The organism is Aeromonas sp. Marseille-Q5825, from assembly GCF_946892685.1.
GTDB lineage: Bacteria > Pseudomonadota > Gammaproteobacteria > Enterobacterales > Aeromonadaceae > Aeromonas > Aeromonas rivipollensis.
The window spans coordinates 96,016-109,166 of the sequence record NZ_CAMPOU010000005.1; the positions used below are offsets into that span (position 1 = coordinate 96,016).

The 13,151-nt window shown below is 62.3% G+C and carries 11 protein-coding genes, 1 tRNA gene and 1 rRNA gene; 3 read left to right on the forward strand and 10 right to left on the reverse strand.

From position 1 onward, the window contains the following. Window position 1 precedes the first annotated feature (1 nt). From OC537_RS14845 to OC537_RS14860, 4 genes are all read right to left on the reverse strand, one after another. On the reverse strand, window positions 2-1,057 hold the full coding sequence (locus OC537_RS14845; RefSeq protein WP_262112386.1) for a YaaC family protein: 1,056 nt from the start codon (window positions 1,055-1,057) through the stop codon (window positions 2-4). 402 nt (window positions 1,058-1,459) lie between these two features. Further along, entirely contained in the window at window positions 1,460-2,581 is a 1,122-nt protein-coding gene (locus OC537_RS14850) for an agmatine/peptidylarginine deiminase (protein ID WP_262112388.1), read from the reverse strand. An 18-nt stretch (window positions 2,582-2,599) separates the two neighbouring features. Further along, window positions 2,600-3,712, reverse strand: a complete 1,113-nt coding sequence (locus OC537_RS14855; protein ID WP_262112390.1) for an extracellular solute-binding protein — start codon at window positions 3,710-3,712, stop codon at window positions 2,600-2,602. A gap of 42 nt (window positions 3,713-3,754) precedes the next feature. Then, window positions 3,755-4,807, reverse strand: coding sequence for an agmatine/peptidylarginine deiminase (locus tag OC537_RS14860; RefSeq protein WP_262112392.1), 1,053 nt, complete (start codon window positions 4,805-4,807; stop codon window positions 3,755-3,757). Between the two features lie 115 nt (window positions 4,808-4,922). Between OC537_RS14860 and OC537_RS14865 the strand changes: the two genes are divergently transcribed. Continuing rightward, the gene (locus OC537_RS14865) at window positions 4,923-5,822 is read left to right on the forward strand and encodes a LysR substrate-binding domain-containing protein (RefSeq protein ID WP_262112395.1); all 900 of its coding nucleotides are present in this window, start codon (window positions 4,923-4,925) and stop codon (window positions 5,820-5,822) included. A gap of 247 nt (window positions 5,823-6,069) precedes the next feature. Further along, window positions 6,070-7,971 carry a dihydroxyacetone kinase operon transcriptional regulator DhaR gene (gene dhaR / locus OC537_RS14870; protein WP_262112411.1) on the forward strand — a complete coding sequence of 634 codons (1,902 nt, stop codon included), beginning with the start codon at window positions 6,070-6,072 and terminating at the stop codon, window positions 7,969-7,971. A 51-nt stretch (window positions 7,972-8,022) separates the two neighbouring features. On the opposite strand, the gene dhaM is transcribed toward dhaR, so the two are convergent. The 4 genes from dhaM to OC537_RS14890 form a co-directional block, all read right to left on the reverse strand. After that, window positions 8,023-8,739, reverse strand: a complete 717-nt coding sequence (gene dhaM / locus OC537_RS14875; protein WP_262112397.1) for a dihydroxyacetone kinase phosphoryl donor subunit DhaM — start codon at window positions 8,737-8,739, stop codon at window positions 8,023-8,025. A gap of 1 nt (window position 8,740) precedes the next feature. Beyond that, on the reverse strand, window positions 8,741-9,370 hold the full coding sequence (gene dhaL / locus OC537_RS14880) for a dihydroxyacetone kinase subunit DhaL (protein ID WP_033129740.1): 630 nt from the start codon (window positions 9,368-9,370) through the stop codon (window positions 8,741-8,743). 15 nt (window positions 9,371-9,385) lie between these two features. Then, on the reverse strand, window positions 9,386-10,456 hold the full coding sequence (gene dhaK, locus OC537_RS14885) for a dihydroxyacetone kinase subunit DhaK (RefSeq protein ID WP_262112398.1): 1,071 nt from the start codon (window positions 10,454-10,456) through the stop codon (window positions 9,386-9,388). A 229-nt stretch (window positions 10,457-10,685) separates the two neighbouring features. Continuing rightward, window positions 10,686-12,044: an NCS2 family permease gene (locus OC537_RS14890; protein ID WP_025328604.1), complete on the reverse strand. Its 1,359-nt coding sequence runs from the start codon at window positions 12,042-12,044 to the stop codon at window positions 10,686-10,688. 201 nt (window positions 12,045-12,245) lie between these two features. On the opposite strand from OC537_RS14890, the gene OC537_RS14895 reads away from it, so the two are divergent. Further along, on the forward strand, window positions 12,246-12,578 hold the full coding sequence (locus OC537_RS14895; protein ID WP_033130088.1) for a cupin domain-containing protein: 333 nt from the start codon (window positions 12,246-12,248) through the stop codon (window positions 12,576-12,578). Window positions 12,579-12,883: 305 nt separating this feature from the next. Here the strand turns inward: OC537_RS14895 and OC537_RS14900 are convergent. Both OC537_RS14900 and rrf read right to left on the reverse strand, forming a co-directional pair. Beyond that, window positions 12,884-12,960: transfer RNA gene (locus OC537_RS14900), tRNA-Asp, on the reverse strand. A 97-nt stretch (window positions 12,961-13,057) separates the two neighbouring features. Beyond that, window positions 13,058-13,151 (reverse strand): 5S ribosomal RNA (gene rrf / locus OC537_RS14905); the annotation flags it as partial.

Genomic DNA, 13,151 nt, shown 5'->3' on the forward strand with positions numbered 1-13,151 from the left:
TTTACGTTGCCGCCCTAATATTTGGTACCATGATCTTATGCCCTGTCATTTCAGATGCGATTTCATCAATGAATTGGTCTGGTGATTGCTGAATAAACTCTGAAATTAACCAGTTCTTTTGTCCTCCTAGAAACGACGAAAGCTCTACTGGCTTATAGCGACATAATTCACTCAGCCTATGCATGGCAGCGAGCGTCATAGTTGCAGGCATCCGAGCCAATGTCGTTGGCCCAGCTACCGATGAGCGTATGTACCAAAGTGTTTCGCTGCCGTTGATATAAAACAGGTCTCGGCGTAAATCATCTTGAAGGGATGCGAGCGCTGTCAGATCAGCTGTTGTCGGTTTTTGCGGGCGAGTAAACGGACGGCTCGCGGCAGAGACAACCTCATATTCAGCGGCGTTTGCGGTAGTGTCCAGAATGAATTTCGGCGCAATTCTTCTTATTACATTGTGTGATTGGAAGTTTTTGGAAATCTGCGCATGGAGCCGAACCTCGTTGGTAGCGGCATCATGTCTAAAACGAGGTTTCACAATCGGTATGAACATCTCAGTCTGATTTGGATAAGTCAGGCAGTATGTTCGGTGGACATGAGGCAAATTGAACAGGAGTTCTTGCAAGCTATGTGTAGTGCTCGTTTCAGCTTCTCCGAAGTAACTGGAGAGTGCAGGAAGAATCCCATTGTTAAGGATTCTGACTCCCTCATTTACGATGCTGATTTTCGAGCTTGCACCGTTCATGTTATGTGATCGCACACCGTGCATAGGCGAAAAAGATATCCCTTTCGCTGATAACAAAGCCTTTGTTGCATTCATGAAAGAGTAATAGTGCAACAAAGGGGCCGCTTGAGTTGGTAAGCCAATAGCAGCCTTTCCAAACTGGCTAGCTTGGCCCCAGAAGAAAAGTGCCTCCTTCTTTCTATGTCTCTTGAGCCACAGTTCAACGAATTGCCATGGACTGTTAGTAAGTACAGTTCGCGAAGTGAAATTTGGATCTTTCACACTCTTGTGCGGCTGTACGTCTCTGCCGCTGACCTCGATGCTCTGGAGTGTCGTCATTAAAAAAAAACCTAGTTGTGATTAGATGGACGTCGGTACGAACAGATAATAGAGCCTTACATATCACTCCAAACCGCCCGGATAACAGTCACGAAAAACGCATTTTAAGTGCAAAGTTCTAACGGTCAGTCTCTGGCGCTGAACGTATTCGCCAGTCATCCTCTCTTGGCTCTAATTTCGGCCGCCGAGCAAAAAATACACCCCTATAGTGGCAATGGAAAGCGCCATCCCGTCTCAGCAACTTGAATAACTCGGGAGTGTGATCGAGGTGACACCCCATATGGCGTAGTGGGCCAATATGCGGAACGGCGGCGGTTCAGGGGGGCGTGGTTAACAAAAATGGACGTGGGGCAATAACCCGGGGCGTTGCAACGCCCCGGGTTATCAGTGGGTAGATGAGGGTCAGGCCGGTTGATGCAGGGTGATGCAGTGAATGCCGCCGCCCCCCGCCGCCACCGGGTCTATGTTGACCGCCACCACCTTGCGCCCCGGGTAGAGGCGGGCCAGCAGATCCTGGCAATAGCGGTCGGCCGCCTTGTCGCCGAACTCGGGGACTATGACGGCCCCGTTGATCGGCAGGTAGTTGATGTAGCCGGCGGCAAAGTCCCGGCTGCGGCTGAATTTATTGTCCCGCCCACCCAGGGGAGGCGGCAGCTGATGCAGTTCCAGCTTGTTGCCATCGGCGTCCGTCGCCTGCTGCAAGATGGCCAGATGCTGGCGGGTCACCTTGTAGTCATAAGAATCGGGATCGTTGTCCATGTTGATCACCACCACGCCGGGGCGCACGAAGCGGGCGTAGAAGTCCACGTGGGCATCGGTGATGTCACGACCCTTGATGCCCGGCAGCCAGATGATTTTGCGCAGTCCCAGGTTGACCTTGAGCTCCGCCTCCACTTGCGCTTTGGTGAGGCCCGGATTGCGATTGCCGTTGAGCCAGCAGCTCTCGGTCAGGATGGCGGTGCCCTTGCCATCCACCTCTATGCCCCCACCTTCGCCAGTCAGCCTGCTCTGCAGATAATGGGCATCTGCCTGGGTGCTGACCCACTCGGCCACCCCCCCATCCTGCTCGTGCTCCTGCTTGTCGCCCCAACCGTTGAAGTTGAAGTCCACCAGCCCGAGCGATCCCTGTTCGTCTTGCACGAAGACGCCGCCGGTATCCCGCAGCCAGATATCGTCCAGCTCGGCGTTGATGAAGCGGGTGTTGTGCTCGCCGCACAGCTGGCGGGCCAGCACCTCCTCCTCTTCGCGGCAGAGCACGTTCACCTCGGTATGGGGCGCCATGGCCTGCACCAGCCGTCCTATGGTGGCCTGTACCTCCTGGTAATCGCGACCCCAGATGTCACGGCTGGCACCGAAGGCGACCCAGACCCTGGCCTGGGGCCCGGCCTCGTCCGGCATATGGTAGCGGCCGACGGCGCTCGCCTTGGCCTCCGGGGTGGCGGCCTGAGCCCGCGGCAGGGCACTCAGTCCGGCCAGCGCCCCCATGGCGACCAGCTGTTTCAATACTTGGCGTCGGGATGACATCTCTTTTACTCCTTGGATTCAGAAACTGCTCTTGAAGCGGGTCCAGGCTCGCATGCGGGCACGCATCTGGGATTGTGCAAGATCCTGGCCCGGGATGAGGCGTCCGTAGCTGGCCTCATCCAGATAGATATCCGGGTTGGCTGTCATGGTGGCATCCACCATGGATCTCGCCTTGGCACTGGCGGTGGGATAGCCGGTGCTGTTGGTGATGGCGGCCATGTTGGCCGGGCGCATCACGAAATTGATGAAGGCGTAGGCATAGTCAGGATGGGGGGCATCCACCGGGATCGCCATGGTATCCATCCAGATAGTGCTCCCCTCCTTCGGCAGCCGGTATTCAAAGTCGCTGCGCTTGCCCGCCTCGGCGGCGGCGCGCCTGGCTTGCGTCATGTCGCCGCTGTAACCCAGCGACAGGCAGAGGTCGCCGTTGACCAGCTGGGTCACCGGCTGGGACTGGAACTTGCGGATATGGGGCTTGATCCCCTTGAGCAGCGCCAGCGCGGCATCCAGATCCTCGGCCTTGCCGCTGTGGGGATCCCGCCCCAGATAGTGCAGCACCACAGCCAGCACCTCATCGGGGGAGTCGATGATGGAGATGCCGCAGTCGGCAAATTTTGCCGCCAGTTCGGGCTTGAACAGCAGGTCGAGACTGCCCACCGGGGCATCTGCCATCCGCTGCCGGATCATGGCTGCGTTATAGGTGAGCCCTATGGTGCCCCAGGTGTAGGGCACCACCGCATCCCGTGAATGGGGATAGGCCTGCTGCAGCCGCCGCAAGCCTGGCTCTATGTCCGCCAGGTGCTCTAGCTTGCCCTGATCCAGCGGTTGCAGGCTGCCCGCCCGCATCAGCCGCTCCGCCACCGTATCGCCGGGAAAGATGAGGTCATAACCGCTGCGACCGGCCATCAGCTTGGCCTCCAGGGTCTCGCTGCTGTCCATGACGTCATAGATGACCCGGATCCCTGTCTCTTTGGTAAAGGCGCTGAGGGTATCGGGGGCGAAGTAGTCGGCCCAGTTGTAGAGCCGCAGCACCTTCTCCTCCCCTGTTGCCGCATCGGCCTCCCCGGCTTCGGCCGCAAGACTCAGCAGCAGGGCCAGACAGCCCATCCACCCGAGTGTCTTCCTGATCATGATGTGGTTACTCCCCTGTGATTGGCCGCCGCCGTGCAACTATCAGCCCCGCAGCGGCCAGGCGGGCTGCTGCTGGGTGATGCAGTGGATGCCGCCGCCGCCGTGGGCCAGCCGGTTGATCGAGACCGGCACCACAGCCCTTTGCGGGAAGGCGCCTTGCAGCACAGCCGCCGCCTCCCGGTCGCTCGCCACCCCGTAGGCGGGCATGATGACGGCGCCGTTGGCGAGGTAGAAGTTGGTGTAGGAGGCGCAAAACACCTCGGCCTCCGTGTCTATGGCCTCGCTCGCGTCGTACAGATCCTGCAACTCGAAGGTGCGCCCCCTGGCATCCGTGGCCAGGGCCAGGGCGCGGCGGTTCTCCCGCACCACAAGGCCGTAGGTCGAGGCGGCATCCCGGGTCGCATCCACCAGCAGCTGGCCGGGGCGACTGAAGGCGCAGACCCCGTCCACATGGCCGTCCGTCATGTCGCCGGTGACGTGGTCGGGATCCCCCGGCAGCCAGATGGTCTTCTCGACGCCGAGCAGGCGACCGAAGATCTGCTCGATCTCACCCTTGCTGATGCCCGGGTTGCGGTTGCTGTTGAGCAGCACGGACTCAGTGGTGATCAGGGTGCCTTCGCCGTCCACATGGATGGCGCCCCCCTCGTTGGCCAGAAAGCTGCCGATACACTCCAGCTCCAGGCTGTTGAGGATGCGGCGAGCCAGCCCTTCGTCCAGCTGATGGACCGACTTGCCGCCCCAGGCGTTGAAGCGCCAGCTCACCCCGGCGCTGCCCAGTTCGGGGTGGCAGATGAAGGTGGGGCCGGAGTCGCGGCACCAGCTGTCATCCACCGGGAGGGGGATCAGGGTCACCCTGCCGTCACAGAGGGCGCGCGCCTCGGCCAGCGCGGAAGGGTCGACCACCAGCTTGACCGGCTCGAACCGGACAATGGTATTGACCACCCGGGCGAAGTCCTGCTGCACCTCGGCCAGGGTGACGCCCCAGCCGGATTCCCACAGCGCCTTGTTGTGGGGCCAGACCATCCAGGTCGCGGCGTGCTGGCACCATTCGGCGGGCATGAACCAGCCCTTTGCCACTATTCCCTGTTCCCGCATATTGCCTCTCTGATTAGGTACTATTAAGGTTGCTGACGATGGGAATAGACTATTCCCACATAACACGGCGAACAAACGATCGATTTTCAGTGCAAGTGATAAGTGGAGCTAATCAATGATGTTCAAACACTGGCCCCCGCTCAACGTGCTGCGGGGCTTCGAGGCGGCGGCTCGCCTCGGCAGTTTTCATCAGGCGGCGCAGGAGCTGCACCTCACCCAGTCCGCCATCAGCCAGCAGATCCGCTCCCTGGAGGAGCTGCTCGGCCAGCCGCTGTTTCACCGGCAGGGGCGCTCGGTCGCCCTGACCGATGCGGGGCAGGATCTGCTGGAGACCACCCAGAGCGTGCTGCTGCAACTGGCAGTGGGGATCCAGCGCCTCGAGCAGTACCGCAAGCCGAACCAGCTGGTGCTCAACACCAGCACCGCCATCGCCCGCCACTGGCTGCTGCCCCGACTGGGGGCGTTTCATCGCCAGCACCCCGACATCGATCTCTGGCTCTTCACCAGCGACGAGGTGCCCGATCTGGCCGAACAGACCATAGATCTCGCTCTGCGCTGGGATCTCGCGCCGCAGGCCGAGTGTCGCCATCAGCCACTGCTGGCGGACAGGTTGCTGCCGGTGGCCGCGCCTGCCGTGCTGGCCCAACCGGCGGCACAGCGCACTACCCTCCATGGTGAACGAGAGCTGGACTGGCACCACTGGACGCTCAAAGGGGGAGAGGATCTGCAACTGCAGACCCGGGGGCTCAACTTCTCCGACCCCGGCCTGCTGCTGGAGGCAGCCAGCGCCGGGCTCGGGGTGGCGCTGGTGAGCGAACGGCTCTCCCAACCGGCCAGGGAGCAGGGGCAGTTGCTGCCGCTCTCCACTTGCCGGGTCAAGGGGCCCCAGTGGAGCTTGCTTATCCACCAGGAGAGCGAAGGGATGCCGGAGTGCCGCGCCTTCTGCCACTGGCTCGGCCAGCAATTTGCCGAGGAGACAACGGGCGGGGATCGAGATGCCATTGCCGCCCTCTGAGGCAGGTCACTGAATCTGGCGGACGGGCATGGTTAAATGGTCGGCCTCTCTCTATGCCGGATATTGCATGTGACCCTGCCATCTGACCGCCCGCCACCCCAGCCCTTTCCTGACTATGGGTATGCCTTCTGGCTGCGCGCTTATCGGATACTGCCGTGACCCTGCCATCTGACCGTCTGCCACCCCAGCCCTTTCCTGACTATGGGTATGCCTTCTGGCTGCGCGCTTATCGGATACTGCCGTGACAATGCCATCTGACCGTCTGCCACCCCAGCCCTGCCCTGACTATCTGCAGGCCTCCTGGCTGCGCTGCGCCCACCAGACCAGCGCCACCCTCTGGCATCCGCCCCACAGTGCCAAGGGGCAGACCTTGCAGAGCCTGCGCCAGCGCAAGCGGGACCTGCTCACCACAGGCGAGATGGCCCTCGAGGATCTCTACGAATTCATGGAGGGGCGCCCCTGCGCCCTGCTGCTCACCGACGAGAGCGGCTGCCTGCTGGCCCGCACCGGCCATCGCGAGACGCTGGCAGAACTCGAAGCCCTGGGCTTTGGCCCCGGCACTTTTTTTAGCGAGGGGCGCATCGGCACCAATGCCATCAATCTGGCGGCGCTGGAGGGAGTGCCGCTCTGCGTCAGCGGCCCCCAGCATTTCAACCAGACCCTGCACCCCTGGCACAGCTGCGCCAGCCCGGTCTACAACAGCAATGGTCGTCAGGTCGCCATCATGGCCCTGGTCTGCCGGGTGGAGGAGGCAACGGTCGGGGATCTGGCGCTCACAGTCAGCGCCGGTCGCGAGCTGGCCCATCTGCTGCAGATGGAGACCCTGATGCAGGAGTCCCAGCACCATCTGAGCGAGCTTTACGCTTTGCTGGACGGCATGGATGACGGCGTGCTGGCCTGGGATCCGCAAGGTAGGCTGCGCTACCTCAACGCGCTGGCGGCCAACCGACTGCGGCTAGATCCGGCGCTCTGTCTCGGCCAGCCGCTGGAGCAGCACCTGCTGCTGCCCCAGCGGTTGCAGCTGGCCATCAAGGAGCAGACGCCGCTCAGTCATGTGGAGGTGACGCTGGAGCGGCTCGGGGTGCATTCCGGGGAGTTCATCAATGCCCTGATAAGCCTCAAGCCGCTGCCGGGTCCGGAGGGGGTCAGCTTTATCGCCCTGCTTCACCCGGTCGATCGGCTGCGGGCCATCCACCAGCTGCGCCAGACGGTGCCCGAGCTGTCGGCACTGGTGGGGGAGTCGAGCGCCATGCGCAAGCTGCTGCGCCACGCCAGACAGGCGGCCCAGAGTCAGGGGCCGATCTTGCTGCGCGGCGAAGAGGAGGTGGGCAAGGCCCAGTTAGCGGAGGCGATCCACTTCGGCAGCGAACGGGCCGCCGGGCCGCTTATTACCCTCAACTGCAAGGCGCTGCCGAGCGAGCGGATGGCGCTGGAGCTGATGGGCTCCGACGAGGCGGGGCAGGAGCGGGCGGGCAAGTTCGAGCTAGCCCACGGCGGCACCCTGGTGCTGGAGCAGGTGGAGTGCCTCTCCGCTCCCATGCAGGCGGCGCTGCTGCAACTGCTCAAAACCGGTCGCATCCAGCGCTTCGATTCGGCCCGTATCCTGCCGCTCAAGGTGCGGATCATCGCCACCAGCAGCGCCCCGCTGGAGCAGCTGGTGCAGGAGGGGCTGTTTGGCCGCCAGCTGCTCTATGCCTTGCAGGCGTGCGAGTTATGGCTGCCGGGGCTGCGAGAGCGCGCGGCGGATCTGCCGGGCCTTATCAGCCAGCAGCTGGCGGCGCAGGGGCGCGAGCCGGTGCGCCAGTTCAGTCCGGCGGCCCTCGATTGTCTGCTGGCCTATCCCTGGCCCGGCAATCTGGGGGAGCTGCGCAGCGCCGTCGAGCATGCCCTGCTTCACGCCGGTCAGGGGCCGATCCCGCCGGAGGCGCTGCCCGCCGCCATTCGGCACGGCTATCAGCGGGTAGCGGATGAGGTGGTGGGGCAACCGCTGCTCACCCTGGCGGAGCTGGAGCGCCAGGCCATCTTGCGCTGCGCCCATGCCTGCAAGGGGCAGGTGAGCCAGATGGCCCAGCATCTGGGCATCAGTCGCACCACCCTGTGGCGGCGACTCAAGCTGCTCGAGATCGATCCTGCCGACTACCACGGATAGCTAAACGACAAGGCCCCGCACTGGCGGGGCCTTGATACAGCAATATGAGCCTCAGTCGCCGAAGCGTTCCGCTGCCAGCTGCTGGAAGCAGCTCAAAGCCGCATCGGCATCCTCCCCGCGCGCCAGCAGGGTGAGTCTGTCGCCCTGACGCACGTTGAGCATGGCGAGCCGGGTCAGGCTGCGAGGGTTGGCCTCTTTATCCCCCTTTTGCAACTTGAGTTCAGCGGCAAAGGGCTTGAGGGCGGCCACCAGTCGAGCGGCGGGGCGCACATGCAGGCCGTGGGGGTTATCCACCACCACCTCGCAGCGCAGCCAGCCGTCGTCGGCTGCCGGTGCTGTCTCAGTGGCGGCTTGCGCCGCGCTGGCAGGCAGCATCGCCTGTTTCGGGCCCAGGGCACCGAGCGCTTCGGCGGCCACCTCATCCAGCGTCATACCGTAACCGGCCGCCACCACGGCGGCCAGGGTGCCTTCGACCAGCGGGGCGGGACAGAGCCGCACCCGGGCGCTTAACTCGGGGGGCAGCAGTTCGAGGGCTGTCTCGGCGCTGAGCAGAGCGCTGCCCAAGTCCATCAGCACCAGCACACCGCTACCATCGTCCGCTTCTTCGATCGCACTCATCACCGCGATGGCATCTGTGCCTATGGGGTGGTCGGGGTCATCGACCCCGGCCGCCAGCAACAACCTAGCCGGGCTGCCGAGCTGATCGGCCAGCGCTTTCAATCCGGCCGCAAGCTGGGCGCTGTGAGAGACAACGACGATTCCGATCATGTCACAACCTCGCTCTGTCACGCAGGGCGGTCAGCAGCAACAGGGTCGAGGTGGCCCCGGCATCCTGATGGCCTATGCTGCGCTCGCCCAGATAGCTGGCGCGCCCCTTGCGGGCCTGCATCTGTATGGTGGCCTCGGTGCCGGCTGCGGCAGCCGCGACTGCCTTGTCCAGCGCATCATTGAGGGAGAGCTCTTGCTGCTGGGCCTGTTGCAGGGCGGCCAGTGCCGGCCACCAGGCGTCGCACATTGTCTTGTCCCCCGGCTCGGCGCGGCCGCGGGAGACTATCCCCTCGACCCCGTCGCTCAGCATCTTGCCAAGCTGGCTGAGGCTGAGGCTCTGACAGGCGTCGGTACTGGCCGCAGCCCGGATAAAGAAGGTGCCGTAGAGGGGGCCGCTGGCACCGCCGACCGAGGAGAGCAGTGTCATGCCGGTGGTTTTCAGCACCTGACCTATGTCCTTGTCCGCCACAGCGGGCAGCTTCTCGGCCACCTTGGTAAAGCCGCGCTGCATGTTGAGGCCGTGGTCGCCGTCACCGATGTCGGTATCCAGCGCCGTGAGGTAGTCACGCTGCTCGGCAAAGATGTGCTCGCAGTCGAGCAGCCAGTTGACGATCTGATGTTTGCTTAGCATGAGAATGAGGGCTCCTTAGCAGCCGCGACGCAGGGCTGGGGTGTGAACGGGGGCATCCCACAGGGTCATCAGCTCATCATCCACCTTGAGCAGGGTGATGGAGATGCCTGTCATGTCGAGGGAGGTGCAATAGGGGCCAATCAGGTTGCGCACCAGATGGATGCCCGCCTCTTCGCACAGGGTGGCGAGGCGGCCATAGACGCCATAGAGCTCGGAGATGGGGGTGCCGCCGAGGCTGTTGACCAGGGCGATGACCCGATCGCCCGCATTCAGCGGCTCGATAAAGGTGTGCTCTTCCTGCCAGCTGCCGGAGGCTCTGTCCCAGTGGCGCAGGGTGCGGCCATAGGGAGTGTTGTCAGAGAGCTCTTCGAACATGTCGTCCACCAGGGTATTGAGGTCGGTGAAGGGGCGGCGCTCTATGCCCGGTTCGCCGTGGATGCCCACGCCGAACTCCATCTCGTTGTCGGCCAGGGTGAAGGAGGGCTTGCCGGCGGCAGGCACTGTGCAGGCGTGCATGGCGACGCCTATGGTGCGGCTCTGGTTGTTGATGCGGCGAGCCAGCGCTTCGCAGCGGCTCAGGTCATAGCCCGCTTCGGCGGCGGCCCCCACCAGTTTCTCGCACAGCACTGTGGTGGCAACGCCACGGCGACCGGCGGTATAGAGGCTGTCTTTCACCGCCACGTCGTCATCGATCAGCGAGAAACCAACCTTGACCCCGTCGCCGTGCAGCAGCTCGACTGCGGTCTCGAAGTTGAGCACATCGCCGGTGTAGTTCTTCACCAGGAACAGCACGCCAGCGCCGCCATCGACGGCCTGACCGCACTCGTACATCTGATCCGGGGTCGGGGAGGTAAAAATCTCGCCGGGGCAGGCGCCATCCAGCATCCCTTTGCCCACCAGACCGCCGTGCATCGGCTCATGGCCGCTGCCACCGCCGGAGACCAGCGCCACCTTGCCCATCACGGGGGCGTCGGCACGGGTGATGTAGTGGGGTTCAATACGGACCTTGAGCTCGGGGTGGGCGGCAGCCATCCCCATCAGTTGTTCACGGACCACGGCATCGACGGCATTGATCAGCTTCTTCATGGCTCACTCCTTGGCTTGCCACCGCACGGGTAGGCAGATGGTTGATGAAGCCAGTCTAACGGGATAAATCGGGAGAAAAATGACGGCCTGTTCGGTTCGGATTTGAAACAGGAGAAGGGGCATTGGCGTTTCAATCTGAAACGGCGCGGGGCAAACGGGCGGGAAACTGTTAACGGCCTCACAGCCATGAAAAAGGGCCCCGCAGGGCCCTTCGCTATCACCGGAAGCCTTAGATGGCCCAGCCACCGGCATAGAAGATCACCAGCGCCACGGCGATGATGACGGTGCCGACGTTGAGTTTCTTCCACTCGGCAGCAAACAGACGACCCACGACCAGCGCCACGAAGCCCAGCATGATGCCGGTGACTATGTTGCAGGTCAGCACTATGAAGACGGCGCACAGCATGCCGGCGAGGGCATCGACCGAATCGCTGAAGTCCAGCTTGGTGACGTTGCCCAGCATCAGCAGACCGACGTACATCAGGGCCGGTGCTGTGGCGTAGGCCGGTACCAGATAGCTCAGCGGGGAGAGGAAGATCATCAGCAGGAAGAGCACGCCGACCAGTGCAGCGGTCAGACCGGTTTTGCCACCGGCTGCGGTACCTGCGGCGGATTCGATGTAGACTGCAGCCGGAGCACCACCCACCACGCCAGCCACCATGCTGCTGACGGAGTCGGCAGTCAGGGCCTTGCCGCCGCTGATGATGTGGCCACGCTCGTTGATGAGGCCCGCCTGACCGGCCACGGCACGTATGGTGCCGGTCGCGTCAAACACGGCTGTCATCACCAGCGCCAGCACGGTCGGAATGACCACCGGGTTGAGGGCGCCCAGCAGATCCATGCTGCCTACCAGCGAACCTTTCTCGCCGGTCAGGCTCGGCATGGCGAAGAAACCCTGCCAGGTCACTTTCGGGTCGAAGATGAGGCCGAGGATGGAGATGGCGATGATCACCATCAGGATGCCGCCCGGCACCTTGCGACGCTCCAGACCGAAGATGGCGGCCAGACCCAGCACCGTCATGATGACCGGGAAGGAGGTCACTTCACCCAGCTGAACCGGCAGACCGGCCCCTTCGTTCTTGATCACCATGCCAACGCCGTTGGTGGCGATCAGCAGCAGGAACAGACCTATACCTATGCCGGTACCGTGGGCGATGCCGGAGGGGAGGTTATCCAGGATCCACTGGCGCACGCCGGTGACACTGATCAGGGTAAACAGCACACCCATCAGGAAGATGGCACCCAGCGCGACCGGAATGCTCAGTCCCTGACCCAGTACCAGACTGAAGGCGGTAAAGGCGGTGAGGGAGATGGCGCAACCTATGGCCATCGGCAGCTTGGCCCAGAGGCCCATCAGCAGGGAGCCGAAGGCGGCGATCAAGCAGGTCGCCACGAAGACGGGGCCCTGCTCAAAACCGGCAGCACCCAGCATGTTCGGCACCACTATGATGCTGTAGACCATGGCCAGGAAGGTGGTCAGTCCGGCCAGCAACTCCTGGCGGACTGTGCTGCCACGCTGGGTGATGGAGAAATAGGAGTCCAGAAACCCGCTATTGCCGGTGCGGGCCGTCATTTCTTGCGTTGCCATAACTCATCCTGAATGTGTGAAGGAAATCGTTTGCGTAATGGCGCGCAAAATAGCAAGAATTTGGCGAGATTGCAGCGGATCAGCCACCATTTTCCCGAACTTTTCCATTTAAAGCCTCATTGGAGGCCTCAACTTCCCCATGGGAAGCTCCCCTTCAGCTTCTACACTCTTAGCTAGCCCCCATCAGCCGGAGACAAGCCCATGCACACAGGCAACCTGCTTGGCCAGATCCCCTCCCCCCTGCCCAATGAGGTGTTCACCGACCTGGTCAGCACCAATCACTTTCGCATCGAGCGTATCCTCTCCCAGGGACAACAGACCCCCACGGGGGAATGGTTCGATCAGGATGAACACGAGTGGGTAGCGTTGATACAAGGCGAAGCCATTCTGGTCTTCATCACACCGGATACCGGGCTCCAGGAGCGCGTTCACCTTGGACCCGGGGACTACATCAACATCCCGGCGCACCTTCAGCACAGGGTGGAGTGGACTCATCCTACCGAGACCACCGTCTGGCTCTGCATCTACTACTAGGGAAGTCCCTTGGCACAATGACAAAGCACAACGAAAGAAGCCCAATCGACAGGTTGGCCTTCTTGGACTCAGATGCTGAATGCGCACAGCAAAAAGGCCTTCCCGTGAGGGAAGGCCTTTCAAATTAGTGGCGGAGCGGACGGGGAGACGGGCACGGTCCGGCTCAAGCACAAGGGACCACAGGCAGGGACCGAGTTGCCAGTGGCAAGTCGCAGCCCTGTCTGTGGTCCCTTGTTTCCTTAATCCCGTTCACGAATATCCAAAAGCAAAAAGGCCTTCCCGTGAGGGAAGGCCTTTCAAATTAGTGGCGGAGCGGACGGGACTCGAACCCGCGACCCCCGGCGTGACAGGCCGGTATTCTAACCGACTGAACTACCGCTCCGCTGTCTGGTTAGCATTTTGCTAAATTGTCTGCCGTTTCAACGAGGTGTCATCCTCTCGGCCAGTCATGCAATGTGTGCACAACTGTTTAATTGGGTGCCTGGCAGTGTCCTACTCTCGCATGGCGAATGCCACACTACCATCGGCGCTACCGCGTTTCACTTCTGAGTTCGGCATGGGATCAGGTGGTTC